This window comes from Paracoccus sphaerophysae (assembly GCF_000763805.1).
GTDB lineage: Bacteria > Pseudomonadota > Alphaproteobacteria > Rhodobacterales > Rhodobacteraceae > Paracoccus > Paracoccus sphaerophysae.
In genome coordinates this window covers 25,002-50,293 of the sequence record NZ_JRKS01000021.1, presented here as the reverse complement: position 1 = coordinate 50,293, position 25,292 = coordinate 25,002, and the positions used below count along the sequence as shown (strand labels likewise).

The window sequence follows — 25,292 nt, the reverse complement described above, 5'->3', positions numbered from 1 at the left end:
GGGGGCCCCCCAGCCCCGCGGCCGCGGCGACCCCGGGGGCGCCGCGCTTCACCGCCGATGGCGCGCGCTGGCTGGGCTGGATGTCCCCGGACGAGTTGCTGCTGGTCCTGCCGGGTCCCGAGACGGCCGAGGCGCTGGGCGCACTGCGCGACGCGCTGTCCACCGAGCACGCGCTGGTGCAGGACGTGAGCGCCATGCGCTGCGTCTTTGACCTGGCCGGCCCGCAGGCGGCGCAGGCGCTGGCCAAGCTGTGCCCGGTCGATTTCGACTCCCTGCCCCCCGACGCGGTGCGCCGGACGCGCGCGGCGCAGGTCGCCTGCGCGCTGTGGCGGCAGGGCGGGGCCCGTCGGGATGGCGGCTGGCGGGTCATCGCGTTCCGGTCGGTGCGGGACTATCTGCGCGGCGTGCTGGAGGGCGCGGCGGCAGCGGGAACGGGGCTGGAGCCGCGCTAAGCCTGCCTCTCCGGCCCCAGGCGACATGCCTGTCCGCGACCAAGCGAGGGGGAGGACGTGAGCGATCTTTCGGCGGGGCTGCTGGCTGCGATCTTCGTGACGTTCTTCTTCGCATGGGTCGTCAAGGGCGTCACCGGCATGGGGCTGCCGACGGTCGCCATGGGGGTGCTGGCGCCCTGATCTCGCCCGTCACCGCCGCGAGCCTGCTGATCGTCCCCTCGTTCGTGACCAATGTCTGGCAACTGGTCATGGGGGCCGCGTTCGGCCCGCTGATCCGAAGGTTGTGGCCGATCATGCTGGCGATCTGCGCCGGCCCGCTGCTGAGCGTTGCCTGGCTGACCGGCGGCGAAAGCGACGGCAGCGTCACGGCGCTGGGGATCGCGCTGGTGCCTATTCTGCCTACACCCTGTTCGCGCGCCAGTTGCGTGTGCCCGCAGGGGCCGCGCAGTGGCTGTCGCCCCGGATCGGCGGCCTGACGGGTCTGGTGACCGGCGCAACCGGGGTCTTCGTCATCCCGGCGTTGCCGTATCTTCAGGCTCTGGGCCTGTCGCGCGACGATCTGGTCCAGGCGCTGGGGCTGTCCTTCACGGCCTCGACCGTGGTGCTTGCGGTCGGACTGGGGGCGCATGGCGCATTCGCAGGTCAGACCCAGGGGCTTTCGCTGGCCGCGCCGGCACCTGCGCTGGTCGGGATGTGGGCCGGCCAGAAAACTGCGCAGCCGGATCAGTCCGGCGCCCTTTCGGCGTGTCTTTCTGGCGTTCCTGCTGGTGCTGGGCGCGCAGATGGTGGTGCGTTCCCCGCTGTGAAGAAGGCAGGCAGCGGGGCGGTGGTTTTCGTTTTATCACCGCAGCCGCGCGCCCCGGCAAGCGCGGGCGCTGCCCGCCGATGCGGTGCGCCGCGCGCGAGCGGCGCGGGTCGCCTGCGCGCTGTGGCGTGAGGGCGCTGGGTCGCGCATCATCGCCTTCCGGTCGGTGCGGGACTATCTGCGCGGCGTGCTGCACGAGGCGGCGGCAGCAGGGACGGGGCTAGAGCCGCGCTATGATCGGGTGCTATCGTCGCAGGGCGGATTGTTGCCCCTGTCGCCACGGAGCCCGGAATGTCCTTGCGCCGCACGATCTTGTTGACCGCCACGCTGGTCGTGGCCGCCTGCACCGAAGGCGGTCAGGTGCTGGACCCGTTCACGGGCAGGCAAGTTGCTGCGGGCGCCCCCGAACTGACGCTGGATGTCGGGGAAATCCGCCTGGCGCTTCATCCCGTCCGGACGGCGCGGAACTATCCGGTCCCGCCGACCGTCGCGGTAAGCTATAGATGGAGCCCCGCCGCCTACGACCGGTTCTTCAGTGAGCATGGCTGGCGCCGTCCGACAACCGCAGACTGGGAACGCTCGGCCGCGATCGAGGCGACGCGATACCCCGGTTGCCCGGGCTGCACGTCGGGGGCACTGGGCAGAACGCGGGATACGCAGAAGGCTGATCCCACAGCCGAATACAAGGCCCATGTCATGTCGACCGGCGAAGTGACGGCTGCCCCTTGCGACCGGCGTGCCAGCGGCGAACTGGTCTGCGAGCCGGACCCGAAACTCGGGATCGATGAACAGCGGGGCCTCGCGCAGCGTATCCTGACCGCTGCGCGTCCCGGCTGCACGATCAGGCCCGGCCGCCCGAAGGCGCTGGAACTTGACAGGACTGGCCCTGGAAATGATCGGATCCGATTCGGCCCAGCCGAACCTGTTCTTTATGCAGAGATTGCCTGCCCCTGATACAAAACAGGCCCGCATCGCTGCGAACCTTCCTTATCTCTGAACCGCCGACCTCACATCCGCGCGGCGACGTTTTCCCAGTTCACCAGATTGGCGAGGAAATTCTCCAGGTTCGGCCGCGCGTTGCGGAAGTCGATGTAGCTGGAAATGCTGCCGCACGTCGCAGCCCAACAATGCGGTTGGCGCGGGTCGCCTGCGCGCGGGGCGCGAGAACGGCGCATCATCGCGTTCCGGTCGGTGCGGGAATATCTGTGCGGGGTGCTGGACGGGGCGGCGGCCTCGACGGGGCCGAAGACGTGCGGGGGCCAGACAACTCGACCACCGTGATTTCCGGCGGCACCCCGAACCGCACCGGAACGATCGAGCACCCGATCCCCCGCTCACGACCAGATCGCGGCCCTTTTCGCGCACATGGCCCCAGGCATAGCGGTTGCCGAAACGAGAGGGCACGACGGGGGACCAGCCGAACAGGCGCACCTGACCGCCATGCGTGTGGCCCGAGAGGGTCAGGGCGACGCGGTCGGGCACATTGGGAAAGATATCCGGCTCGTGCGCCAGCAGGATGAGCGGCGCGTCCTCGGGCACCTGCACCAGCGTGCCGGGCAGGTCGTCCAGCCCCACGATGCCTTGGCGGCCCCGCAGCAGCGCCTGCTGATCCTCGAGCCCCGCCAGCCAGAATCCGTCCCGCTGGACCGCGCTGTTCGACAGGACGGGAATCCCGGCGGCCTCTAACGCCGCCGCGTACAGGTTCGGGCCCCCGCCCTGGCGCTGGGCCGTCTTGTCATCCCACCAGTCATGGTTGCCGAGAATCGCAAAGACACCCTGTGGTGCCTGCAGGCTGGCAAGGATCGGTGCGATCTCGGCGATCCTGACCGGGCGGGTGATATAGCGGTGGCCCGCCGCGTATTCGCCCAGCAAGACGACCAGATCGGGGTCCAGCGCATTGGCGCGGGCGACGATGCGGCGGATGCGGTTGGGGCCGACATAAGGTTCGCCGACATGAAAATCGGACAGGGCCACGATCCGCAGGGGCGGGCCGGTCCAGTCGTCGCGGAGGATGCGCCAGCGTACGATCCGCAACCGCCACGCAGGCGTCACCCAGAAGGACCACAGCGCCAGCAAAAAGCCTGCCAGGGTCACCCCCAGCAGGCCACGCAGGAAACCCCGCCGCGTCAAGCCTCACATCCGCGCGGCGACGTTTTCCCAGTTCACCAGATTGGCGAGGAAATTCTCCAGGTATTTCGGCCGCGCGTTGCGGAAGTCGATGTAGTAGGAATGCTCCCACACGTCGCAGCCCAGGAGCGCGGTCTGGCCGTGGCACAGCGGGTTGACGCCGTTCTCGGTCTTGGTGATTTCCAGCCCGCCACCCGCGTTCTTCACCAGCCAGGCCCAGCCGGACCCGAACTGGCCGACGCCGGCTTCCGAGAACTTCTTCTTGAAGTCGTCGACCGACCCGAAGCTGTCCTTGATCGCGGCCTCCAGCTCGGACGGCATGGCGGGCGACGTGGGCGCCATCATTTCCCAGAACTGGGTGTGGTTCCAGTGCTGGCTGGCGTTGTTGAAGATGCCGTTCTGGGCGACGGCGTCCTTCTTGTAGTTGCCGGTGATGATCTCCTCCAGCGACTTGTTTTCCCACTCGGTCCCGGCGATCAGCTCGTTCAGCTTGTCAACATAGGCCTTGTGGTGCTTGTCGTGGTGGTATTCCAGCGTCTCCTTGGACATGCCGCCGGCGGCAAGGGCATCGTGGGCATAGGGCAGATCGGGTAGGGTAAAGGCCATTTTGCTTTCCTTTCCAAGGATTTCGTCGAAACTCGGTTCGACCGCGAAGGTTACGCGGGACACTCACCCGGCGCAACGCCTCGTGATGGGACGGGGTTCCGCGCAGCCGTTGGCAAACCCGGGCCGGCGCGTATAGAAGGGCGCGTAGAGATCGGGACGACGACTGGGGACAGCGCGCGCTTATGGCCAACCAGAACGACAGCTTCATCGACGAGGTGACCGAGGACCTGCGCCGCGACAGGCTGTTCCTGTTCCTGCGCCGCTATGGCTGGATCGCGATCCTGGCGATCGTCGCGCTGGTCGGGGCCGCGGCCTGGCGCGAATGGTCGGCCGCCCGCGCCGACCGCAACGCGCGCGCCTTTGGCGACGCGATCCTGGCCGCCGAGGCGACCGAGGGTGACGGCGCCGCCCGGGCCGCGGCGCTGTCCGCTGTCGCCACCACCCGGCCGGGCCAGACCGCGCTGCGCGAGGTGCTGGCCGCCAACGCGCTGGCCGAGGCCGGCAACGCCGCCGAGGCCGCGCAGCGCTATGACGCCGCCGCGGCCGCCGCCGGCGAGGACCGCGTGATGCGCGATCTCGCGGCGCTGAAATCTGTGCTGGCGCAGGGGCAGGGGATGGACGCGGCCGCGCGCGACGCGGCGCTGACCGCGCTCTCCGCCCCCGGCGCGCCGTTCGAGCTGATCGCGCTCGAGCTGAAGGCCGTGGCGCTGGTCGATGCCGGCCGCGACCAGGACGCGATTACCCTGATCCGCCAGATCCAGCAGAAGGACGGGCTGAGCCAGGCGCAGCGCCGCCGGCTGGCCGAACTGCTCATCACCCTGGGCGTGGACCCGGAACCCGAACCCGCGACCCAGACCACCCCCGATCCCGTGCGCGAGGCCGAGGTCGTGCCCGCCCCCGCCAACTGACCCAGACCCAGACGCCGCCGACCCAAGACGCCCGATCCCACCGCCCGCATCATCTGCCGGAGCCCGAGATGTCCAGCCCGATCCCCCGACTGACCGCGATGCTGCCCCTGGTCGCCCTGACGGCGCTGGGCGCCTGTGCCGAGCGCGAGGTGACCCTGCCCGGCACGCGGCTGGACCCGCGCGCGGTCGTGTCGCCCGAAGGGCCGGCGGTGGACGAGGGCGGGGCGGTCACCACCACGGCGCTGAACCTGCCGGCGCCGCGGTCGGTGGAATGGACCACCCGCGCCGCCAACCCGGCGCATCTGATCCCCCACGCCACGCTGGGCGCGGGGACGCAGCGGGTGTTTTCGGCCCCGATCGGCCAGCCCTCGGGCAAGCGCCACCGCATCACCGCCGATCCGGTCGTCGCCGGCGGCCGCATCTTCACGCTCGACAGCCGGGCCCGCGTGGTGGCGACGGCGCTGTCGGGCGGCACCGCCTGGACGCGCGACCTGACCCCGCCGACGGAAACCGGCGACAGCGCCTCGGGCGGCGGCATCGCCTATGAGGGCGGGCGGGTGTTGGTCACCACCGGCTATGGCGAACTGGTCGCGCTGGACGCGGCCTCGGGCGGCATCCTGTGGCGGCAGCGGGTCGAAGCGGCGGTCGGCGGCGCCCCCACGGTGCAGAACGGCACCGTCTATGTCGCCGCCCGCAACGCCACTGGCTGGGCGGTCCGCGCCGAGGACGGCAAGGTGCTGTGGACGGTCAGCGGCATCGCCGGACAGTCGGGCGTCACCGGCGTGTCGGCCCCCGCGGTCGACGGCGACCTGGTCGTCTTTCCCTTCGCCTCGGGCCAGCTGCTGGGCGTCGACACCGCCACCGGCGTCGAACGGTGGAGCGCGCAGGTCGCCGGCTCGCGCCGCGGCCGCGCCATCGCCTTCATCCGCGATCTGACCGGCGATCCGGTGATCGCGGGGAACATCGTGCTGGGCGGGTCGTCCTCGGGGCGGATCAACGCCTTCGACCGGGCGACCGGGGCCGAGCTGTGGTCCCACAAGGACGGCGCCAACAGCCCGGTGCTGCTGGCCGGCGGGTCTGTGTTCGCGGTCAACGACCAGGCCCAGCTGGTGCGGCTGGACGCGGCCACCGGGGCGCGCATCTTCGCCACCAAGCTGCCGCTCTACACCACCGACCGGGTCCGCAAGCAGGATGACATCGTCGCCCATTACGGCCCGGTGCTGGCCGGCGGGCGGCTGTTCGTGGCGGCCTCGGACGGGCATCTGCGGGCGTTCGACCCGCGCTCGGGCGCGCTGGTCGGCGACGCGGCGATCCCCGGCGGGGCGGCGACGGCGCCGGTCGTGTCCGGCGGCACGCTGTATGTCACCGGCCGCGACGGCAACCTGCACGCCTATCGCTGATGAGCTTTACCCTCGCCATCGTCGGCCGCCCGAACGTCGGCAAGTCCACGCTGTTCAACCGTCTGGTCGGCAAGCGGCTGGCGCTGGTTGATGACCAGCCGGGCGTGACCCGCGACCTGCGCGAGGGCGACGCGCGGCTGGGCGACCTGCGCTTCGTGGTGATCGATTCGGCCGGGCTCGAGATGGTCGAGGACGACAGCCTGCAGGGCCGGATGCGCCGCCTGACCGAGCGCGCGGTGGACGAGGCCGACATCTGCCTGTTCGTCATCGACGCCCGCGCCGGGGTGACCGCGGCCGACGAATACTTCGCCGACATCCTGCGCCGCCGGGCCAAGCACGTCCTGCTGGCCGCCAACAAGGCCGAGGGCCGGGCGGGCGAAGCCGGCGCCGCCGAGGGCTGGGGCCTCGGCCTGGGCGAGCCGATCCGCATCTCGGCTGAACATGGCGAGGGGCTCGAGGACCTGTACCGCGAGCTCGCGCCGCTGGCCGAGATCGTGGAAAGCGAGCGTCCCGCCCCGATCGCCCCGGTGACCGACGTCACCCTGACCGACGAGCAGGCCGAGACCGGCGAGGGCGCCGACGACTGGCGCCCCAGCGACGCGCGCCCGCTGCAGATCGCGGTGATCGGGCGGCCCAACGCAGGGAAGTCCACGCTCATCAACAAGATCATCGGCGAGGACCGGCTTCTGACCGGCCCCGAGGCCGGGATCACCCGCGATTCGATCTCGGTCCGGACCGAGTTCATGGGAACGCCGGTGCGCATCTTCGACACCGCGGGGATGCGCAAGAAGGCGCGGATTTCGGACAAGGTGGAAAAGCTTTCCGTGGCCGACGGGCTGCGCGCGGTGCGCTTTGCCGAGGTGGTGGTGGTGCTGTTGGACGTGGCGATCCCGTTCGAACAGCAGGACCTGCGCATCGCCGATTTCGCCGAGACCGAGGGCCGCGCGGTGGTCGTCGCAGCGAACAAGTGGGACCTGGAAGAGGACAAGCCGCACAAGCTGAACGAGCTGCGCGAGGCGTTCGAGCGGCTTCTGCCGCAGCTCAAGGGCGCACCGCTGGTGACCGTCTCGGCGCGGACGGGCAAGGGGCTGGACCGGCTGCACAACGCGGTGGTCAAGGCGCACGAGGTCTGGAACCGCCGCATCGGCACGGCGCGGCTGAACCAGTGGCTGATCGCGATGACCGAGGCGCACCCGCCCCCCGCGCCGGGCGGCCGCCGCATCCGGCTGCGCTACATGACCCAGGTCAAGACCCGGCCGCCGGGGTTCGTGGTGATGGCCACGCATACCGACCAGATCCCGGAAAGCTATCGCCGCTATCTTGTGAACGGGCTGCGGCAGGATTTCGACCTGCCCGGCACGCCGATCCGGCTGAGCTTCCGCGATCAGGGCGAGAAGAACCCGTACAAGGACAAGTCGAACAAGCGGCCGACCGGGGCGCTGGCCAAGCACAAGGAGCGCCAGAAGCCCAAGGGGGCGTGAGGGCGCGGCGTCGGACCGGGGCTCTGCCCCGGGCCCCGGGATATTTGGGCAAAGAAGAAGTGGGGGCGCGCGTTCAGTCCACGCCGGCCATGATCTGCATGACGCGGACCAGTTCGGCGGCGATGCGGGGTTCGGTCAGGGCGTGGCCTGATGCGGGGACCATCCGCAGTTCCGCCTTGTCCCAGCCGCGGGCCAGTTCCCACGCGCTGAGCGGCGGGCAGACCATGTCATAGCGGCCCTGCACGATGATCGAGGGCAGATGCTCGATCCGGGGGCGGTCGCGCAGCAGCTGGCCCTCGTCCAGAAAGCAGCCATTGGCGAAATAGTGGTTTTCCAGCCGCGAGAAGGCGCGGGCATAGTCCGGCGGCGGATTGGCCGGCGTCGGGCAGTCCATGCCGGCCAGCGCGTTTTCCCAAGCCATCCATTCGATCGCGTGGCGGGTCTCGGTCGCCGGGTCGCCGCTGAACAGGCGGCGGTGATAGGCGGCGATCAGGTCGCCATGTTCCTCGGGAGGGATCGGGGCGATGAAGCGCGCCCACAACTCGGGCCAGAACCGCCCGGCGCCGCCGCCGTAGAACCAGTCGAGCTCTGCCTGCCGGCCCAGGAACACCCCGCGCAGCACCAGCGCGCTGACCGCCTCGGGCCGCGCCTGCGCATAGGCCAGCGCCAGCGTCGCCCCCCAGCTGCCGCCGAACAGCACAGCCGGGCCAAGCCCCAGCGCCGCGACGATGGCGTCGATGTCGAACAGCAGGTGCGGGGTGGAGTTGGCCACGACGCTCGCCTGCGGGGTGGACAAGCCGCAGCCGCGCTGGTCGAACAGCACGATCCGCCAGTGGCCGGGGTCGAAGAAGCGCCGCATCACAGGGCTGCAGCCGCCGCCCGGCCCGCCATGCAGCACGATCACCGGCCGCCCGTCGGGATTGCCGCATTGTTCGACATACAGCACATGCCCGTCACCCCGGTCCATCCGGCGGCGGTCGAACGGCTCGATCGGCGCAAACAGCCGACCGTGCCGGGATGACGCAGTGTTTTGCCCTGCCAAGCGGTCCATGACAGGGTTATACACCGCGCAATTCCCGCCGGCCATAAGGAGACCGCCATGACCGCATCCAGCATCGACGATGCCGAGATCGCCAAGTTCCGCGCCATGGCGGCCGAGTGGTGGGACCCGGCCGGCAAGTTCAAGCCGCTGCACATGCTGAACCCGGTGCGGCTGGACTACATCACCGGCCAGATCGCCGCCGAGTTCGCCTGCGACCGCAAGTCGCTGCGCCCGTTCGAGGGGCTGCGGCTGCTGGATATCGGCTGCGGCGGCGGGCTGATTTCCGAACCCATGGCGCGGCTGGGGGCGGCGGTCACCGGCGCCGATGCGGCGGCCGAGAATATCGAGGTGGCGCGGCTTCACGCCGAACAGTCGGGGCTGGCGATCGACTATCGCGCCGTCACCGCCGAGTCGCTGCTGGCCGAGGGCGCGCAGTTCGACGTGGTGCTGGCGCTGGAGATCGTCGAGCACGTCGCCGATCCGCAGCAATTCCTCACCACCTGCGCCCGGCTGCTGCGGCCCGGCGGCGTCCTGATCGCCTCGACCCTGAACCGAACGCCGCAGAGCTTTGCCGCCGCCATCGTCGGCGCCGAGTGGGTGATGCGCTGGCTGCCCCGCGGCACACACGCGTGGAGCCGCTTCATACGCCCCGACGAGCTGGCGGGGATGTTCGAGGCCGCCGGCGTCCGCGTGGTGGACCGCGCCGGCATGGTCTTCAACCCGCTGGGGTGGAGCTGGTCCCTGTCCCGGCGCGACCTGGCGGTGAACTACCTGATGGCGGGGGTGCGGGGATAACGGGGCGCTTGGTTTTCGTTTGACAGGGGGGCTGGGCCCCATGAATGACCTGGCGCAGGCGCTGGACTTGACCAGGCAGGAAGGCTTCGTCGTCCGCATTGCTGGCTCGTTCCCGGAACACGACATACCGATACGAGTGGGGAAATATGTCCGGGCAGGCCACGTGCAGTCAGAAACCCACCGGATGAAGGCTGAACTCGTCGCCAATCGCCTGGCCGAAGCCTGACAGCCGACGAGCGTGAACGCCCACTCGCCGCGTGACGCAACCCCGCTGGCCCCCGACAGCTAGGTCTCGTCCTCCAGCCGTTCGCGCAGGCGGCGCAGGATGGGCAGGGCGCGGCGGACCTCGGCGGGGCCGATGTCGCGGACAATGTCGGCCAGCCGGGGCAGGAACGCCGCCAGCGCCGCGTCGCGCGCCGCCCGGCCCGATGGGCTGATCGCCACCCATTTCCGCCGCGCGTCGTCCCAGTCGGGGCGGACATGGACGTAGCCGGCCCATTCCAGTCGCGACAGCGTGTTGGTCATCGCGCTGCGCCCGACATGGAACGACTCGGCCAGCTGCGCCGGGGTGCGCTCGTCGTTCAGATGCGCGAGCAGGTTCAGGACCGAGAAATGCGACAGTTGCATCCCGCCGGGAAGGCTCCGCGTGACCAGCCGGTTGGCCAGCTGCTCACCGACGATCAGCTCGGCGAACAGGCTCGCGGCAAGCGCGCGGGCGGTCTCAGCGTTGGCGGGATCGTCGGTCATGGCCCCCAAATCACCGGATCGTGGCGCCAGGCGGGGACGCGGCGGCGGGCATCGGGGACGGCGGCGAGGTCCAGATCGACGATTGTGACGCCCGGTTCGGTGCCGCCATCGGCCAGCACCTCGCCCCACGGCGCGACGGCCAGCGAGTGGCCGTGGCTGCGGCGCGGCGGACGGGCGGGCGCATGGGGCGCAGGGTGGGTGCCGCATTGGGCGGCGGCCAGCACGAAGCAGCCGGTCTCGATGGCGCGGGCGCGCAGCAGCACGTCCCAATGCGCCGCCCCCGTCGTGTCGTTGAAGGCCGCGGGCACGGTCAGCAGCTGAGCGCCGGCCCGGGCCAGCCGCCGGTACAGATGCGGAAAACGCACGTCGTAGCAGATGGTCAGCCCCATCGGCACCGGCCCCTGCGCCAGCACGGCGCGGTCCCCGGGCCGGCAATGGGCGCTTTCGCGATAGAATTCGCGGTACGAGATGATGACGTCGAACATGTGGATCTTGTCATAGCGCGCCGCGATCCGGCCCTGCGGGTCGATCAGCAGGCTGCGGTTGACGAAGCGCCGCTCGGCCGGGTCCTCGGCCTTCAGCGCCAGCGACCCGATGGACAGCCAGATCCCCAGCCGCGCCGCCTCGGCGCGCAGGGCGGCCAAGGTCGGATCGTCGGCCTCGGTCCGCAGCATGGCGGCGTGATGGGCGCGGTCCGAGGAAATCAAGTTGGTGACCTCGGGCGTCAGCACCAGCGTCGCACCCCGCGCCGCCGCCTCGCGCACGAAGCCCACCGTCGCCGGCAGGTTCGCCGCCGGATCGTCGCCGACCGACAGCTGCACCAGCGCGGCGCGTAGCTGCCTCACAGCCCCAGCATCGGGTCGAGCTTGCCGGCCCGGTCCAGCGCGTGGATGTCGTCCGAGCCGCCGACATGCACCCCGTCGATGAAGATCTGCGGCACCGTCCGGCGGCCATTGGCACGCTGGGTCATCTGGGCGCGCTTGTCGGGGTCGCGGCCGACGTCGATGAGCTCGTATTCGACCCCCTTTCTGGCCAGCAGGCCGCGGGCCATGTGGCAATAGGGGCAGGATTGGGTGGCATAGACTTCGACTCGGGCGGCCATGACGGTCTTTCTTTCGTGCTGCGGATGGGCAGACAATGGGGACGGCCGCGCCCGAGTTCCAGTGTCAGGTCAGATCGACGCGGCCTTCGCCCATGCGGCCATTCACCTCGGCCAACCGGGCGCGCCCCTGGATCAGGGTCAGGCCGGGGGTGTCGATGCCGTCCTGAAACCAGCGGTCCGGGTCCTTGGTCCAGTGATCCGCGAACAGCGCCTTGTCGCGGTGCAATTCGGCCTCGCCCTGCAGGGTGATCCAGCTGTCCCTGGACTGGAAATCCAGCGTCACCGCGGGATCGGCTTCCAGTTCGCGCACCTTGCGGGTGTCGCCATGCGAAAAGAACCAGTTGTCGCCGTCCCAGTCGACCTGGGCGTTGTTGGACATCGGACGGCTGGAAATCGTCCCGTCCGCGCCATGCGTGGACATGAAGCACAGATCCATGTCGCGCATTGCCTTGGCCAAGTCCTTGCGGGTCGGTGTGTCAGCCATCGTAATCCCTCCCTGCGTCACGGGCGTGATGGGGCGCCGCGAACCGTGCCGGGGAACGCGCCGCACCCGCGGGTTCCCCGGCAGGCCCAAGCCTTCGTCACCGCGCTGTCACAGTTCCTTGCCAGACCGGCGCGCGGCGCTTATATCGCCGCTTTCCCGTTTCCCGTCCGAGGCTTCGCCGATGAGCACCGAACCGCAGACGCCGTTCTACCTGATCGACCGCGCGCGGCTGCAGGCGAACATGGACAAGATGGTCCGGCTGCGCGAGCGGTCGGGGGCCAGGACCCTGCTGGCGCTGAAATGCTTTGCGACGTGGGGCGTGTTCGACCAGATGGCGCAGTCGATGGACGGCACGACCTCGTCCTCGCTGAACGAGTTGCGGCTGGGGCGCGAGAAGTTCGGCGGCGAGACCCACGCCTATTCCGTCGCCTGGGCCGATCACGAGATCGACGAGGCGGTGGGCTATGCCGACAAGATCATCTTCAACAGCCTGGGCCAGCTGGACCGTTTCGCGGCCCGCGCGCAGGGCATCGCGCGCGGGCTGCGGCTGAACCCGCGGTTCTCGACCTCGGGCTTCGACCTCGCCGACCCGGCGCGGCAGTTCTCGAGGCTGGGGGAATGGGACATGGCGCGGCTGGAATCGGCGCTCGACCGGATTTCGGGCGTGATGATTCACTATAACTGCGAGAACCGCGACTTCGACCTGTTCGCGGGCCAGCTGGACCGGATCGAATCCGAGTTCGGAAGCTTCCTTGAAAAGCTGGACTGGGTGAGCCTCGGCGGCGGCATCCACTTCACCGGCGAGGGCTATCCGCTGGACGCGCTGGCCGACCGGCTCCGGGCCTTTGCCGACCGCTTCGGCGTCCAGGTCTATCTGGAACCGGGCGAGGCCAGCATCACCGGGACCACCACGCTCGAGGTGACGGTGCTGGACATCCTCAACAATGGCAAGGAGGTCGCGGTCGTCGATTCCAGCATCGAGGCGCATATGCTCGACCTGCTGATCTACCGCGAGAACGCCAAGCTGCCGCAGGAAGGGGACCACCCCTATCAGATCGCCGGCAAGTCCTGTCTGGCGGGCGACATCTTCGGCGAGGCGCGGTTTGCGCAGCCGCTGAAGGTCGGGGACCGGATCAGCATCCAGGATGCGGCCGGCTATACGATGGTCAAGAAGAACTGGTTCAACGGCGTGGCCATGCCCGCCATCTGCATCCGCGAGCGTGACGGAACGATCACCACCGCCCGCTCATTCGGTTACGACGACTATCGGGACTCGCTGTCCTGACCTGCCCCTGACCTGCCCCTGACACGGAGAATGCTGCGGTGGACAAACCCAACGTCCTCATCATCGGCGCTGGCGGCGTCGCCCAGGTGACTGCCCACAAGGTCGCGCAACGGGCGGCCGAGTTCGGTGAGATTCACATGGCGAACCGGACCCAGTCCAGGGCCGACGCCATCGTGGACTCGATCCGGGAAAAGGGGACGGCGGCGGGCCGCACCATCACCACCCACGCGCTGGACGCGATGGACAGCGCCGCGGTGGCCGAACTGATCCGCAAGACCGGGGCCAGGATCGTCATCAACGTCGGCTCGGCCTTCATCAACAAGACCGTGCTGCGCGGCTGCATCGAGGCGGGGGCCGCCTATATCGACACCGCCATCCACGAGGACCCCGACAAGATCTGCGAGGCGCCGCCGTGGTACGGGAACCACGAATGGCCGATGCGCGGCGATGTCGAGGCGGCGGGGATCACCGCGATCCTGGGCGCGGGCTTCGATCCGGGCGTGGTCAACGCCTATGCGCGGCTGGCCGAGGACGAATATTTCGACGAGATCACCTCGATTGACATCGTGGACATCAACGCCGGATCTCACGGTCGCTGGTTCGCCACCAACTTCGACCCCGAGATCAACTTCCGCGAGTTCACCGGCACCGTCTATAGCTGGCAGGGCGGCGAATGGCGCGAGAACGAGATGTTCGAGGTCGGGCGCGAATGGGACCTTCCGGTTGTCGGCAAGCAGACCGCCTATCTGTCGGGCCATGACGAGGTCCACAGCCTGTCCGTCCGCTATCCGCAGTCGGACGTTCGGTTCTGGATGGGCTTCGGCCCGCATTACATCAACGTGTTCACGGTGCTGAAAAACCTCGGCCTGCTGTCCGAACAGCCGGTGAAGACGGCCGAGGGGCTCGAGGTCGTGCCGCTGAAGGTCGTCAAGGCGGTGCTGCCGGACCCGGCGTCGCTGGCCCCCGATTATACCGGCAAGACCTGCATCGGCGATCTAGTCAAGGGCACCCGCGACGGCAAGCCGGGCGAGGTCTTCATCTACAACGTCGCCGACCACCGCGAGGCCTATGACGAGGTCGGCAGCCAGGGCATCAGCTTCACCGCCGGGGTGCCTCCGGTCGCAGCCGCGATCCTGATCGCGCGCGGCGACTGGGACGTGAAGCGCATGGTCAATGTCGAGGACCTGCCGGCGCGTCCGTTCCTGGAACTGCTGGGCGAGATGGGCCTGCCCACGCGGGTCATCGACGCCGACGGAGACCGCCCGATCTGACCCCCGCGGCGGGGCACGCGCGGCCTCTCGGAAAAGCTTGCTGCGCTGGCGGAACCAACCGGGTGCTGCCCCGTTCATACGGGCCGACGCCATTCCGCGCGGCTTGGTTCTTCGCAGCCCCGCGTTCCCCAGTGAAAAGGCGTTCATCATGGATCGGCAGACGACCACCCCAAGCAGGCACATGTTCCCGCGCCACCACTTGGACGAGGAACGCCCGCGGTCGCCGGTCGCGAACTGGGCGGTCATCGGCATCTTCCTGATCCTCGCCTTCCAGATGCTGGCGACGGCGCGGGCGTTCCTGATGCCGGTGTGCCTCGGCATCCTGATGTTCTTCGTCTTCGTACCGCTGCGGCGCTGGATGGACCGGCGTGGCGTGGCGCCGGGGATCACCGCCGGGCTGGTCGTGCTGGGGATGATCGCGGGGCTAGGCGTGCTGGGGTATTTCATCTCGGGCCCGGCCGGCGACCTGATCGACGACGCGCCGCAGATCAGCCGCCAGCTCAAGGAAAAATACCAGGACTTCCGCGAAAACTTCCGCGGCATCGAACAGGCCGCCGAGGGGCTGGACGAACTGACCGGCGGCTCGACGGCGGCGACGGTCACCACCGTCACCCCTGATGCGGCGGGCGGGGCGCAGACCTCGACCACCGCGACCGCCACCGTCGATGCGCCGGCCACCGTGGCCGTGCCCGGCGCCGCCGGCCCGTCCGGCCCCGAGGCCGCGTCGGCCGAGGACGCGCTTGGCGCGCCCGTGGGCGTGCCCGGCTCGGCCCCGCAGGATACCCCCGCTGCCGGAACCGGCTCGGTCACCGCCTCCTCGACCGTGACCCAGCCGAATACCGGCGCCCCGCCAGCCACCAACGAACTGCGGGTCGAGGTCACGGCCCCGTCCGAGGCCGCCAGCACCACCTCGATGCTGGTCTCGATGGGTCCGGCGATCCTCAGCCAGACCTTCTTCACGCTGATCTTCCTGTTCTTCCTTCTGGCGTCGGGAGACCTGCTTTATCTGCGCATCGTGCAAAGCTTCGATACGCTGAAGGAAAAGCGCGCCGCATATGATGCGCTGCGCGAGATCGAGGGCAGCCTGGGCAACTACCTGGCGTCGATCACCGTCATCAACGTCGGCCTCGGCGTGGTTTCGGGCCTTGCGATGTGGGCGCTGGGGATGCCCTCGCCGCTGCTGTGGGGCGTGGCCGCGGCGCTGCTGAACTACATCCCCTATATCGGCGCGGCGCTGGGCTATGTCGGGGCCTTCGTCGTGGCGCTGGTGGTCTTTGACGACGTGTGGTGGGCGCTGCTGGTGGGCGGCACCTATTTCGGCCTGACTGCCATCGAGGGCCAGTTCGTCACGCCCTATTTCGTGTCGCGCCGGCTGCAGCTGAACACCGTCGTGGTGTTCCTGACCGTCGCCCTCTGGGCCTGGCTGTGGTCGATCCTGGGCATGGTCGTCGCGGTTCCGATGCTGGTCGTGATCCGGGTGCTGGCCGACCACATCCCGGGGCTGGAGAAGTTCGGCAACTTCCTGGCCGGGGACGAGCTGCCGCCGCTGAGCGAAGAGGAACAGGCGGCCGAGCGCGCCGCCGAGGCTGAGGCCAAGGCCAAAGCCGACGCGGCGCTGGCCGAGGTCGCGGCCTCCAAGGCGGAAGCAGCGAACGGCGCCGGCGACACCGCCGCCCCGCCGCCCGCCGGGACCACGCCGCCCCGGCCCGCTTGAGGCGCTGACCGGGGGGCGTGGCGCCTCCCGGCCCCGCCCCGCGGGGCGCGCCGCTGCGGCCCCTTGCACAGATGGGGTTGGGGCACTATATGACCCTCACAGCGGCGCAGGGGTCCACACCCTGCCCACCGAACGCTTTGCGGGCCGCCAGACGGCCCGTTTTTCATTTTCAGGGATCGGACATGACCGACCTCATCGCCAAGACCGCCATCGACCGGCGCCTGGCCGAGATCATCCAGCCGGTGATCGAGGGCATGGGCTACGAGCTGGTGCGCCTGCGCCTGCAGGGCGGCAAGACCGCTACGCTGCAGATCATGGCCGACCGGCCAGAGGGCGGGATCAACGTCGAGGACTGCGCCGAGATCTCGACCGCGGTCAGCGCCACGCTGGACGTCGAGGACCCGCTCGAGGACGCCTATCACCTCGAAGTCTCCAGCCCCGGCATCGACCGGCCGCTGACCCGGCTCAAGGACTTCGCCACGTTCGAGGGCTATGACGCAAGGCTGGAAACCAACCAGCCGATCGACGGGCGCAAGCGCTTCAAGGGCGTGCTGGCCGGCGTCGATGGTGACGAGGTGCTGCTGAACATCGAGGAGCGGGGCGAGACGGTGACGGTGGGGCTGAACTTCGACCTGCTGTCGGACGCCAAGCTGCTGCTGACCGACGAGCTGATCGCCCTGATGCTGAAGGAACGGAAAGAGGCCGGCACCCTGCCGCCCGGCGCCGAGGCCGGCGCGGGCATCGGTGACGGCCGAGGGGCGGATCAGCCCGACGACGACCAGCCCGATGACGAATTCGACGAGATCGTGACCTATTCCGGCGACGACGCCGACGACGACAAGGAGTGATTATGGCCATCACCTCTGCCAACCAGCTCGAGCTGTTGCAGACCGCCGAGGCAGTCGCGCGGGAAAAGATGATCGACCCCGATCTGGTGATCGAGGCGATGGAGGACAGCCTCGCCCGGGCCGCCAAGTCGCGCTATGGCGCCGAGATGGACATCCGCGTGGTCATCGACCGCAAGACCGGCAACGCCACCTTTACCCGCGCCCGCACCGTGGTGGACGAGGAAGAACTGGAAAACTACCAGGCCCAGTTCACCGCCGACCAGGCCAAGCCCTATTTCGAGACGCAGAAGGACGCGGGCAATTTCTGGACCCGCGACGGGCAGCGGCTGGACGATTTCGCCGGCGGCCCGCAGCCGGGCGACGTGTTCCAGGAAATCGTGCCTCCGGTCGAGCTTGGCCGGATCGCCGCGCAATCGGCCAAGCAGGTGATCCTGCAGCGCGTCCGCGAGGCCGAGCGCGACCGCCAGTACGAGGAATTCAAGGACCGCACTGGCACCATCATCAACGGCATCGTCAAGCGCGAGGAATACGGCAACATCATCGTCGACGTGGGCCGCGGCGAGGCGATCCTGCGCCGCAACGAGAAGATCGGCCGCGAGAGCTATCGCCCGAATGACCGCATCCGCGCCTATGTCAAGGACGTGCGCCGCGAGACCCGCGGCCCGCAGATCTTCCTGTCGCGCACCGACCCGCAGTTCATGGCCGAGCTGTTCAAGATGGAAGTGCCCGAGATCTATGACGGCGTGATCGAGATCAAGGCCTGCGCCCGCGATCCGGGGTCGCGCGCCAAGATCGCGGTGATCTCGTACGACAACTCGATCGACCCGGTGGGCGCCTGCGTCGGCATGCGCGGTTCGCGCGTGCAGGCCGTGGTCGGCGAGTTGCAGGGCGAAAAGATCGACATCATCCCGTGGTCCGAGGACCAGGCGACGTTCCTCGTGAACGCGCTGCAGCCGGCCGAGGTCGCCAAGGTGGTGATCGACGAGGACGCGACCCGCATCGAGGTCGTGGTCCCCGAGGAACAACTGTCGCTCGCCATCGGGCGGCGCGGGCAGAACGTGCGGCTCGCGTCGCAACTGACCGGCATGGATATCGACATCCTCACCGAGGAAGAGGAATCGAAGCGCCGTCAGGCCGAGTTCAACACCCGCACCCAGCTGTTCATGGACACGCTGGACCTGGACGAATTCTTCGCCCAGCTGCTGGTGGCCGAGGGCTTCACCAACCTCGAGGAGGTGGCCTATGTCGATCTGGACGAACTGCTGACCATCGACGGCGTGGACGAGGGCACGGCGCAGGAACTGCAGGCCCGCGCCCGCGACCACCTGGAAGCCGCAGCCAAGGCGGCCCTGGACAATGCCCGCGCGCTGGGCGCCGAGGACAGCCTGATCGAATTCGAGGGGCTGACCGCGCAGATGGTCGAGGCGCTGGCCAAGGACGGCGTCAAGACGCTGGAGGACTTTGCCACCTGCGCCGACTGGGAACTGGCCGGCGGCTGGACCACCCAGAACGGGCAGCGGGTCAAGGATGACGGGCTGCTGGAACCCTTCGGCGTCGATCTGGAACAGGCGCAGGACATGGTGATGACCGCCCGCGTCATGCTGGGGTGGGTGGACCCGGACGAACTGCACCCCGCCGCCGACGCCGAGGATGGCGCCGCGCAACCCGCGGAGGCCGGGGTGTAACGCCCCGGACCGCCTGTTGACGCGCGGGGGTCGCACCAAGGACCGCGAGGCACCGTCGGAACGGCGCTGCCTCGTCACCGGCGAGGTACAGCCCAAGGCCGGGCTGATCCGCTTTGTCGCGGGGCCGGACGGCGTGGTCATTCCCGACCTGGCCGAAAAACTGCCGGGCCGCGGCTTCTGGGTCGCAGCTGACCGGCCGACCTTGGAAAAAGCGGTCGCCAAGGGGCTTTTCTCGCGCGGCGCGAAGGCCCAGGTTAAGGCCGACGCCGACCTGATCGACGGCATCGAGGCCGCGCTGGCGCGGCGGGTGGTCGAACTCGTCTCGCTGGCCCGCAAGGCGGGCGACGCGGTGGCCGGGTTCGAGAAGGTCAAGAACTGGCTCGCCGACGGCAAGGCGAGGGTGCTTTTACAAGCCAGCGACGGGTCGGACCGTGGCAAGGGCAAGCTGTGGACGCCGCCCGGCGGCCGCTGGTTCGGGTGCCTCACGGCATCGGAAATCGGTTTGGCATTCGGGCGCGATCATGTCATACACAGCGCGCTCGCGCCGGGGGGCCTGACCGACAAGGTAATCAGGGACGCCAGCAGACTGAACGGTCTGCGCGGGCAGATGGGCAGTTCGACTGCCGTGAAGGATGCGGGAACGGATGAGCGATAAAGACGGAAAGAAACCCCTGGGTCTGGGCGGCGGCGCGGGCCGGCCGGGGCAGGTGAAGCAGAGCTTCAGCCACGGGCGCACGCATAACGTGGTGGTCGAGACCAAGCGCAAGCGCGTCGTGGTGCCCAAGCCGGGCGTCGCGGCCGGTGGCGTGCCGCCGCGTCCCAACTCTCCCGCCGCGGTCGCGTCGGACCCCTCCAAGCGTCCGGCCGGGATCTCCGAAGCGGAAATGGAACGCCGGCTCAAGGCCTTGGCCGCCGCCAAGGCGCGCGAGGCGGAGGATACCCAGCGCCGTGCCGCCGAGGAAAAGGCCCGCGAGGAAGACCGCGAACGCCGCCGCGCCGAGATCGAGGCCAAGGAGCGCGAAGAGCGCGAGCGCGAAGAGGCGCTGAAGGCCAAGGCCGAGGAAGACGAGCGCCGCGCCCGCGAGGCGGAACTGCGCGCCCAGAAGAAAGCCGAGGTGACGGCCAAGCCCGCGAACTCGACCGCCCCCGACCGCGCCGCGGCCGAGGCCGCCGCCGCCCGCGCCGACAAGGGTGCGCCGATGCGCCGCCCGACCGAACGCGAGCGTGCCGAGGCCGACCGCGACAAGGGCAAGGGCAAGGGCGGCGATTCGCGCCGCGAGGGCAAGCTGTCGCTGAGCCAGGCCCTGTCGGGCGAGGGCGGCCGCGTCCGCAGCCTCGCTGCGATGAAGCGCAAGCAGGAAAAGGCCCGCGCCAAGGCGATGGGCCAGTCGCACCGGCCCGAAAAGCAGGTCCGCGACGTCCAGCTGCCGGAAACGATCACCGTCAGCGAACTGGCGAACCGGATGGCCGAACGCTCGGCCGACGTCGTCAAGTCGCTGATGAAGATGGGCATGATGGTGACGGCGAACCAGTCGCTGGACGCCGACACCGCGGAACTGGTGATCGAGGAATTCGGCCACCGCGCGGTCCGCGTCACCGATGCCGACGTCGAACAGGCCATCGACACCGTCGAGGACAAGGCCGAGGACCTGGCCGCGCGCCCGCCGATCATCACGATCATGGGCCACGTCGACCACGGCAAGACCTCGCTGCTGGACAAGATCCGCCACGCCAACGTCGTCTCGGGCGAGGCCGGCGGGATCACCCAGCATATCGGCGCCTACCAGGTGACGACCGATAGCGGGGCGGTGCTGACCTTCCTCGACACCCCCGGCCACGCGGCGTTCACCTCGATGCGGGCGCGCGGCGCCAACGTCACGGACATCGTGGTGCTGGTGGTGGCCGCCGACGACGCGGTGATGCCGCAGACGGTCGAGGCGATCAACCACGCCAAGGCCGCGGGCGTGCCGATGATCGTCGCCATCAACAAGATCGACAAGCCGGCCGCCGATCCGCAGAAGGTCCGCACCGACCTGCTGCAGCACGAGGTGGTGGTCGAGGCGATGTCCGGCGAGGTGCAGGACGTCGAGGTCTCGGCCCATACCGGGCAGGGGCTCGACAACCTGCTGGAAGCGATCGCGCTGCAGGCGGAAATCCTTGAACTCAAGGCCAACCCCGACCGCGCGGCGCAGGGCGCCGTGATCGAGGCCAAGCTGGACGTCGGCCGGGGCCCGGTGGCCACGGTGCTGGTCCAGCACGGAACGCTGAAGCAGGGCGACATCTTCGTCGTCGGCGAGCAGTGGGGCAAGGTCCGCGCGTTGATCGACGACAAGGGCGAGCGGGTGGCCGAGGCCGGCCCGTCGGTCCCGGTCGAGGTTCTGGGCCTGAACGGCACGCCCGAGGCGGGCGACGTCCTGAACGTGGTCGAGACCGAGGCGCAGGCGCGCGAGATCGCCGACTACCGGATCCAGGCCGCCAAGGACAAGCGCGCCGCCGCCGGTGCCGCGACCACGCTGCAGGAGCTGATGGCCAAGGCCAAGGCCGACGAGTCGGTGGCGGAGCTGCCGGTGGTGGTCAAGGCCGACGTGCAGGGCTCGGCCGAGGCGATCGTGCAGGCGCTCGAGAAGGTCGGCAACGACGAGGTCCGCGTGCGCGTGCTGCACTCTGGTGTCGGCGCCATCACCGAATCCGACATCGGCCTGGCCGAAGCGTCGGGCGCCCCGGTGATCGGTTTCAACGTCCGTGCCAATGCGCCGGCCCGGAACTCGGCCAGCCAGAAGGGCGTCGAGATCCGCTACTACTCGATCATCTACGACCTCGTGGACGACATTAAGGCCGCCGCGTCGGGTCTGCTGTCGGCCGAGGTGCGCGAGAACTTCATCGGCTACGCGGAGATCCGCGAGGTGTTCCGCGTCACCGGCGTCGGCAACGTCGCGGGCTGCCTCGTCACCGAGGGCGTGGCGCGCCGGTCGGCGGGCGTGCGCCTGCTGCGCGACAACGTGGTGATCCACGAGGGCACGCTGAAGACGCTCAAGCGCTTCAAGGACGAGGTCAAGGAAGTCCAGTCCGGCCAGGAATGCGGCATGGCGTTCGAGAACTACGACGACATCCGCAAGGGCGACGTGATCGAGATCTTCGAGCGCGAAGAGGTCGAGCGCAAACTGTAAGGGCGTCTCACCGCAAAGGAACAGGCGCGGCCCGTTCGGGACCGCGCCTTTTTCATGTCCGCCGCAAGGGAGAGGCCACGAAAAAGGGGCGGCGGAAATCCCGCACGCCCCGTCAGGTTGCAAGCATCGGACCTGCGCCCGCCTTTGCGCTGGTTACCGCGTCACGGCCTTGCCGACATAGGTCTGCTCACCGACCTTCACCGCGATCTGCCCGTTCCCGAGGTCACGTTCGAACATGCCCTGGACGGAAATATAGCTGCCAACCGTAATGGTCCTGATCATTCTGAAGCTCCTCCCCGAGCGCGGCGCGCCTGTTTTCATCGCCATGCTTCATTAAGACACAAATTGTTAACAGAACGTTAGCAAAATCTGCGCCTGCGACGAAACAACTGCAAGTTGACGTGTCTGTTGCAAATTCGTCACGTCACAGCCAGTCCCGAAGGATCGGGATCAGCGGCAGATCGGCCGGCGGCATCGGATAGCGCGTCAGCTCGGCGGCCCGCACCCAGGCCAGCTGCTGCCCCTCGCGCGGCTGCGGCACACCCTGCCAGCGGCGGCAGGCAAATACCGGCATCAGCAGGTGGAAATCGTCATAGGAGTGGCTCGCGAAGGTCAGGGGGGCGAGACAGGAATTCCACGTCTTGATCCCCAGCTCTTCGTCCAGCTCGCGGATCAGCGCCGCCTCGGGCGTCTCGCCGGGATCGACCTTGCCGCCCGGAAACTCCCACAGCCCGGCCAGCGACTTGCCCTCCGGGCGCTGCGCCAGCAGCACGCGCCCCTCGGGGTCGATCAGCGCGACGGCGGCGACCAGCAACAGCTTCATTCTTCTTTGCCCAAATATCCCGGGGGGTCCGGGGGCGCGAAGCCCCCGGTGCTGCGGTCACGACCGATAATCGGCGTTGATGTCGATATAGCGGTGGGTCAGGTCGCAGGTCCAAACCGTGCGCGCACCCTTGCCCAGCCCCAGATCGACGCCGATCACCAGGCTGTCGCCCTTCATGTAGGCGCTGGTGGCGGCCTCGTCATAGCTCGGCGCGCGCCAGCCATTCTCGGCCAGCACCATGTCGCCGAATCGGATCGACAGCCGGTCGCGGTCGGCCTGCGCGCCCGACTTGCCGACAGCGGCCACGACCCGGCCCCAGTTGGCGTCCTCGCCGGCGATGGCGGTCTTGACCAGCGGCGAGTTGGCGATCGCCATCGCCACCCTGTGCGCGTCGGCGGTCGAGGCCGCGCCGGTCACGCGGACTTCGACGAACTTCGTCGCGCCCTCGCCGTCGCGGACCACCTGCTGCGCCAGATCCAGCATAACCCCGCGCAGCGCCGCAGCGAAATCGCGGGCCACGCGCGACCGCAGGTCGGCGATCGGGGCGGCCGGGGACTTGCCCGTCGCCGCCAGGATCAGCGCGTCCGAGGTCGAGGTGTCGCTGTCCACGGTGATCGCGTTGAAGGTCTCGTCCAGCAGCCCCGACAGGATGCGCTGCAGCAGCTTCGGCGCGATGGTGGCGTCGGTGAACAGATAGACCAGCATCGTCGCCATGTCGGGGGCGATCATGCCCGAGCCCTTGGCGATGCCGGCGATCCGGATCGGCCCGCCCTCGCCCGCGATCTCGGCCGCGGCGCCCTTGGGGAAGGTGTCGGTCGTCATGATCGCCCGCGCCGCGCCGGCGATGCCGCCCGCGTCCAGCGACGATTGCAGATCGCCGATGATCGAGACGATCTTCTGCGCCGGCAGCGGCTCTCCGATCACGCCGGTCGAGGACGAGAACACCCGCCGCGCCGGCACCCCCAGCGCCTGCGCCACCGCGCCGGTGACGGCATCGACGCCGCGCTGGCCCTCGGCCCCGGTGAAGGCGTTGGCGTTGCCCGAGTTCACGACGATCGCCGCACCGGCCTTGGTGTCCTGCGCGCCCTTCAGCTTGTCCTGACAGTCCAGCACGCAAGCGGCACGGGTGGACGAGCGGGTGAACGCGCCCGCGATCGCCGTCCCGGGCGCCAGCCGCACCAGCATCACGTCGGTGCGGCCCTGATACTTGATCCCCGCCGCGCCCGAGGCGAACTCGACGCCCGCGATCACCGGCATGTCGGGAAAGGCGGCGGGGGCTAAAGGCGAAACCAGCACCTGCTTGGCCGCGGGGGCGGCCTTGGCGGCCTTGGCCTTGCCGGCCTTGGCCTTGCCCTTCGCGGACGCCTTGGCCTTGGCCTCGGCCTTGCCGGCAGCCTTCCCGGCCTCGCGCGCCTTGTCGGATTTCGCCTTCTTCTTCTTGTCGTTCTTGGCCATGATCACTTGTCCAGCAGGTCGGTCTTGTTCAGCAGCGCGGCGTCGAGGCCGTTGGTCTTCTCGATCTTGGCGGCGGCGACCTGCTTCTGGATTTCCGCGTCGACCTTCTGGCGGCGCACCTGCATCGCCAGCTGGTCACGGATCGCGTCGAATTCGGGCGCGGCCTGCGTGCGGGAATCGTTCAGCTTGATGACGTGCCAGCCGAACTGCGACTGGACCGGAGCGGACACCTTGCCCTTTTCCAGCCCGGTCACCGCGTCGGCGAAGGGCTTGACCATCATGTCGGCGGTGAACCAGCCAAGATCGCCCTTGTTGGCGCCGCTGTTGTCGGTCGACCGCTCTTCGGCCAGCTTGCCGAAATCGGCGCCCTTGGCCAGCTCGTCGGCGATGGCCTTGGCCTCTTCCTCGGTCGCGACGAGGATGTGAGCGGCGTTGTATTCGGTCTTGGGCGCGGTGGCGGCGCCGAAGGCCACGTCATAGGCGGCGCGCAGCTCCTCCTCGGTCGGCTCGGCCGCGGCCACCCGTTCCAGCGCGGCGTTCGCGAGATAGGTGCGGCGGTCCAGTTCCAGCATCGCCTTGTCGCGTTCGGTCAGCGACTGCGCCGCGACCTGGGCCACGGCGGCCTGCTGGATGATCTGGTCCAGCATCAGGTCCCACAGCGCGGGCAGGTTGCCGGTCGAGCCCTGGTGCATCCCCTGCTTCATCGCGATCATCTGACCCAGCGTGATCGCCTCTCCGTTCACGGTGGCGACGACGGTCTGGGCGCTGGGGGTGCCGCTGGCCGCCGGCGCGGGGGCGACGGCAGGCGCGGCCGGCGCCGCGGGTTCGGCCGCGGGCGCGGCAGCTTCGGCCGCCGGCGCGGCGCCAGCAGGCGCGGCCTCGGGCGCCGGCGTGGCGGCGGGATGGGCCGCGTCCTGCGCGGCGGCGGGAAGGGCTGCGAACAGGGCGGCGGCAACCAGCGCCGGGGCGGATTTCAGCATCTGCGATCGTCCTTTCGGATGCCGCGTGCGGCGCATCTGCGTCCGGGCGCGAGCGTTGACAGTGCGGCGGGCGAGGCCTACATCCGGCGCAACCGAAAATGCGCGCCCGCCGCCG

General features: G+C 69.4%; 26 protein-coding genes and 2 pseudogenes. 16 read left to right on the top strand and 12 right to left on the bottom strand.

Annotation, left to right across the window (positions count from 1 at the left end; genetic code table 11):
* The 4 genes from IC63_RS08345 to IC63_RS08335 form a co-directional block, all read left to right on the top strand.
* On the top strand, positions 1 to 452 hold a 452-nt coding region (locus tag IC63_RS08345), incomplete at its 5' end, for a sarcosine oxidase subunit gamma (RefSeq protein WP_052042010.1).
* Positions 453 to 509: 57 nt separating this feature from the next.
* On the top strand, positions 510 to 632 hold the full coding sequence (locus IC63_RS19075; RefSeq protein WP_269634716.1) for a hypothetical protein: 123 nt from the start codon (positions 510 to 512) through the stop codon (positions 630 to 632).
* Between the two features lie 103 nt (positions 633 to 735).
* Positions 736 to 1,389, top strand: a complete 654-nt coding sequence (locus IC63_RS08340) for a TSUP family transporter (RefSeq protein WP_232222553.1) — start codon at positions 736 to 738, stop codon at positions 1,387 to 1,389.
* 159 nt (positions 1,390 to 1,548) lie between these two features.
* The gene (locus IC63_RS08335) at positions 1,549 to 2,211 is read left to right on the top strand and encodes a hypothetical protein (RefSeq protein WP_036718986.1); all 663 of its coding nucleotides are present in this window, start codon (positions 1,549 to 1,551) and stop codon (positions 2,209 to 2,211) included.
* Between the two features lie 53 nt (positions 2,212 to 2,264).
* On the opposite strand, the pseudogene IC63_RS17420 reads toward IC63_RS08335, so the two are convergent.
* The 3 genes and pseudogenes from IC63_RS17420 to IC63_RS08325 form a co-directional block, all read right to left on the bottom strand.
* Positions 2,265 to 2,391, bottom strand: a pseudogene (locus tag IC63_RS17420) (Fe-Mn family superoxide dismutase); the annotation flags it as partial.
* 363 nt (positions 2,392 to 2,754) lie between these two features.
* Positions 2,755 to 3,231: pseudogene (locus IC63_RS08330) on the bottom strand (metallophosphoesterase); the annotation flags it as partial.
* Between the two features lie 159 nt (positions 3,232 to 3,390).
* Positions 3,391 to 3,990 (bottom strand): superoxide dismutase, encoded by a 600-nt coding sequence (locus tag IC63_RS08325; RefSeq protein ID WP_036719013.1) that lies wholly within the window; start codon positions 3,988 to 3,990, stop codon positions 3,391 to 3,393.
* 182 nt (positions 3,991 to 4,172) lie between these two features.
* Here IC63_RS08325 and IC63_RS08320 point away from each other — a divergent pair, with 182 nt between their 5' ends.
* The 3 genes from IC63_RS08320 to der all read left to right on the top strand — a co-directional run bounded on the left by IC63_RS08320 (position 4,173) and on the right by der (position 7,779).
* Complete coding sequence (locus IC63_RS08320) at positions 4,173 to 4,898, top strand: tetratricopeptide repeat protein (protein ID WP_052042008.1); 726 nt, start codon at positions 4,173 to 4,175, stop codon at positions 4,896 to 4,898.
* 68 nt (positions 4,899 to 4,966) lie between these two features.
* On the top strand, positions 4,967 to 6,298 hold the full coding sequence (locus IC63_RS08315) for a PQQ-like beta-propeller repeat protein (protein WP_198026284.1): 1,332 nt from the start codon (positions 4,967 to 4,969) through the stop codon (positions 6,296 to 6,298).
* Positions 6,298 to 7,779, top strand: a complete 1,482-nt coding sequence (gene der, locus IC63_RS08310) for a ribosome biogenesis GTPase Der (RefSeq protein WP_036718984.1) — start codon at positions 6,298 to 6,300, stop codon at positions 7,777 to 7,779. Before IC63_RS08315 ends, der begins: the two co-directional genes overlap by 1 nt.
* A 73-nt stretch (positions 7,780 to 7,852) precedes the next feature.
* On the opposite strand, the gene pip is transcribed toward der, so the two are convergent.
* Positions 7,853 to 8,830, bottom strand: a complete 978-nt coding sequence (gene pip, locus IC63_RS08305) for a prolyl aminopeptidase (protein ID WP_036718982.1) — start codon at positions 8,828 to 8,830, stop codon at positions 7,853 to 7,855.
* 48 nt (positions 8,831 to 8,878) lie between these two features.
* On the opposite strand from pip, the gene ubiG reads away from it, so the two are divergent.
* Positions 8,879 to 9,616, top strand: a complete 738-nt coding sequence (gene ubiG, locus IC63_RS08300; protein ID WP_036718980.1) for a bifunctional 2-polyprenyl-6-hydroxyphenol methylase/3-demethylubiquinol 3-O-methyltransferase UbiG — start codon at positions 8,879 to 8,881, stop codon at positions 9,614 to 9,616.
* A gap of 40 nt (positions 9,617 to 9,656) precedes the next feature.
* The gene (locus IC63_RS08295) at positions 9,657 to 9,842 is read left to right on the top strand and encodes a hypothetical protein (RefSeq protein ID WP_036718978.1); all 186 of its coding nucleotides are present in this window, start codon (positions 9,657 to 9,659) and stop codon (positions 9,840 to 9,842) included.
* A 59-nt stretch (positions 9,843 to 9,901) separates the two neighbouring features.
* Here IC63_RS08295 and IC63_RS08290 read toward each other — a convergent pair whose 3' ends face one another.
* The 4 genes from IC63_RS08290 to IC63_RS08275 all read right to left on the bottom strand — a co-directional run bounded on the left by IC63_RS08290 (position 9,902) and on the right by IC63_RS08275 (position 11,949).
* Positions 9,902 to 10,363 (bottom strand): MarR family winged helix-turn-helix transcriptional regulator, encoded by a 462-nt coding sequence (locus tag IC63_RS08290; protein ID WP_052042006.1) that lies wholly within the window; start codon positions 10,361 to 10,363, stop codon positions 9,902 to 9,904.
* Positions 10,360 to 11,208, bottom strand: coding sequence for a carbon-nitrogen hydrolase family protein (locus IC63_RS08285; protein WP_036718975.1), 849 nt, complete (start codon positions 11,206 to 11,208; stop codon positions 10,360 to 10,362). The genes IC63_RS08290 and IC63_RS08285 overlap by 4 nt, the downstream gene beginning before the upstream one ends.
* A complete protein-coding gene (gene grxC, locus IC63_RS08280; RefSeq protein ID WP_036718972.1) occupies positions 11,205 to 11,465 on the bottom strand; it encodes a glutaredoxin 3 in 261 nt (86 codons plus the stop codon). The genes IC63_RS08285 and grxC overlap by 4 nt, the downstream gene beginning before the upstream one ends.
* Before the next feature lie 64 nt (positions 11,466 to 11,529).
* On the bottom strand, positions 11,530 to 11,949 hold the full coding sequence (locus IC63_RS08275) for a pyridoxamine 5'-phosphate oxidase family protein (protein ID WP_036718969.1): 420 nt from the start codon (positions 11,947 to 11,949) through the stop codon (positions 11,530 to 11,532).
* 181 nt (positions 11,950 to 12,130) lie between these two features.
* On the opposite strand from IC63_RS08275, the gene IC63_RS08270 reads away from it, so the two are divergent.
* From IC63_RS08270 to infB, 7 genes are all read left to right on the top strand, one after another.
* On the top strand, positions 12,131 to 13,234 hold the full coding sequence (locus IC63_RS08270) for a carboxynorspermidine decarboxylase (protein WP_036718967.1): 1,104 nt from the start codon (positions 12,131 to 12,133) through the stop codon (positions 13,232 to 13,234).
* Positions 13,235 to 13,272: 38 nt separating this feature from the next.
* On the top strand, positions 13,273 to 14,505 hold the full coding sequence (locus IC63_RS08265) for a saccharopine dehydrogenase family protein (RefSeq protein WP_036718964.1): 1,233 nt from the start codon (positions 13,273 to 13,275) through the stop codon (positions 14,503 to 14,505).
* Between the two features lie 148 nt (positions 14,506 to 14,653).
* Positions 14,654 to 16,219, top strand: coding sequence for an AI-2E family transporter (locus IC63_RS08260; protein WP_198026283.1), 1,566 nt, complete (start codon positions 14,654 to 14,656; stop codon positions 16,217 to 16,219).
* 182 nt (positions 16,220 to 16,401) lie between these two features.
* Positions 16,402 to 17,067 carry a ribosome maturation factor RimP gene (gene rimP, locus IC63_RS08255; protein WP_084115643.1) on the top strand — a complete coding sequence of 222 codons (666 nt, stop codon included), beginning with the start codon at positions 16,402 to 16,404 and terminating at the stop codon, positions 17,065 to 17,067.
* Between the two features lie 2 nt (positions 17,068 to 17,069).
* On the top strand, positions 17,070 to 18,752 hold the full coding sequence (nusA, locus tag IC63_RS08250; RefSeq protein WP_036718961.1) for a transcription termination factor NusA: 1,683 nt from the start codon (positions 17,070 to 17,072) through the stop codon (positions 18,750 to 18,752).
* Positions 18,753 to 18,768: 16 nt separating this feature from the next.
* On the top strand, positions 18,769 to 19,407 hold the full coding sequence (locus IC63_RS08245) for an RNA-binding protein (RefSeq protein WP_036718955.1): 639 nt from the start codon (positions 18,769 to 18,771) through the stop codon (positions 19,405 to 19,407).
* Entirely contained in the window at positions 19,397 to 21,919 is a 2,523-nt protein-coding gene (infB, locus tag IC63_RS08240; protein WP_036718953.1) for a translation initiation factor IF-2, read from the top strand. The genes IC63_RS08245 and infB overlap by 11 nt, the downstream gene beginning before the upstream one ends.
* 153 nt (positions 21,920 to 22,072) lie before the next feature.
* Here the strand turns inward: infB and IC63_RS19070 are convergent, their stop codons facing one another.
* The 4 genes from IC63_RS19070 to IC63_RS08225 form a co-directional block, all read right to left on the bottom strand.
* A complete protein-coding gene (locus IC63_RS19070; RefSeq protein ID WP_269634715.1) occupies positions 22,073 to 22,201 on the bottom strand; it encodes a hypothetical protein in 129 nt (42 codons plus the stop codon).
* A gap of 142 nt (positions 22,202 to 22,343) precedes the next feature.
* A complete protein-coding gene (mutT, locus tag IC63_RS08235) occupies positions 22,344 to 22,742 on the bottom strand; it encodes an 8-oxo-dGTP diphosphatase MutT (RefSeq protein ID WP_036718950.1) in 399 nt (132 codons plus the stop codon).
* Positions 22,743 to 22,799: 57 nt separating this feature from the next.
* Positions 22,800 to 24,197, bottom strand: a complete 1,398-nt coding sequence (gene argJ / locus IC63_RS08230; RefSeq protein WP_036718947.1) for a bifunctional glutamate N-acetyltransferase/amino-acid acetyltransferase ArgJ — start codon at positions 24,195 to 24,197, stop codon at positions 22,800 to 22,802.
* A gap of 2 nt (positions 24,198 to 24,199) precedes the next feature.
* Positions 24,200 to 25,177: a peptidylprolyl isomerase gene (locus tag IC63_RS08225; RefSeq protein ID WP_052042005.1), complete on the bottom strand. Its 978-nt coding sequence runs from the start codon at positions 25,175 to 25,177 to the stop codon at positions 24,200 to 24,202.
* Positions 25,178 to 25,292: the final 115 nt, after the last annotated feature.

Coding starts and splice junctions, on each gene's coding strand:
- IC63_RS08295 (WP_036718978.1), top strand. CDS start 9,657: ATGAATGACCTGGCGCAGGCGCTGGACTTGACCAGGCAGGAAGGCTTC.
- IC63_RS08325 (WP_036719013.1), bottom strand. CDS start 3,990: ATGGCCTTTACCCTACCCGATCTGCCCTATGCCCACGATGCCCTTGCC.
- der (WP_036718984.1), top strand. CDS start 6,298: ATGAGCTTTACCCTCGCCATCGTCGGCCGCCCGAACGTCGGCAAGTCC.
- IC63_RS08290 (WP_052042006.1), bottom strand. CDS start 10,363: ATGACCGACGATCCCGCCAACGCTGAGACCGCCCGCGCGCTTGCCGCG.
- IC63_RS08275 (WP_036718969.1), bottom strand. CDS start 11,949: ATGGCTGACACACCGACCCGCAAGGACTTGGCCAAGGCAATGCGCGAC.
- infB (WP_036718953.1), top strand. CDS start 19,397: ATGAGCGATAAAGACGGAAAGAAACCCCTGGGTCTGGGCGGCGGCGCG.
- pip (WP_036718982.1), bottom strand. CDS start 8,830: ATGGACCGCTTGGCAGGGCAAAACACTGCGTCATCCCGGCACGGTCGG.
- IC63_RS08225 (WP_052042005.1), bottom strand. CDS start 25,177: ATGCTGAAATCCGCCCCGGCGCTGGTTGCCGCCGCCCTGTTCGCAGCC.
- nusA (WP_036718961.1), top strand. CDS start 17,070: ATGGCCATCACCTCTGCCAACCAGCTCGAGCTGTTGCAGACCGCCGAG.
- IC63_RS08260 (WP_198026283.1), top strand. CDS start 14,654: ATGGATCGGCAGACGACCACCCCAAGCAGGCACATGTTCCCGCGCCAC.
- IC63_RS19070 (WP_269634715.1), bottom strand. CDS start 22,201: ATGATCAGGACCATTACGGTTGGCAGCTATATTTCCGTCCAGGGCATG.
- rimP (WP_084115643.1), top strand. CDS start 16,402: ATGACCGACCTCATCGCCAAGACCGCCATCGACCGGCGCCTGGCCGAG.
- ubiG (WP_036718980.1), top strand. CDS start 8,879: ATGACCGCATCCAGCATCGACGATGCCGAGATCGCCAAGTTCCGCGCC.
- mutT (WP_036718950.1), bottom strand. CDS start 22,742: ATGAAGCTGTTGCTGGTCGCCGCCGTCGCGCTGATCGACCCCGAGGGG.
- grxC (WP_036718972.1), bottom strand. CDS start 11,465: ATGGCCGCCCGAGTCGAAGTCTATGCCACCCAATCCTGCCCCTATTGC.
- IC63_RS08320 (WP_052042008.1), top strand. CDS start 4,173: ATGGCCAACCAGAACGACAGCTTCATCGACGAGGTGACCGAGGACCTG.
- IC63_RS08270 (WP_036718967.1), top strand. CDS start 12,131: ATGAGCACCGAACCGCAGACGCCGTTCTACCTGATCGACCGCGCGCGG.
- IC63_RS08335 (WP_036718986.1), top strand. CDS start 1,549: ATGTCCTTGCGCCGCACGATCTTGTTGACCGCCACGCTGGTCGTGGCC.
- IC63_RS08315 (WP_198026284.1), top strand. CDS start 4,967: ATGTCCAGCCCGATCCCCCGACTGACCGCGATGCTGCCCCTGGTCGCC.
- argJ (WP_036718947.1), bottom strand. CDS start 24,197: ATGGCCAAGAACGACAAGAAGAAGAAGGCGAAATCCGACAAGGCGCGC.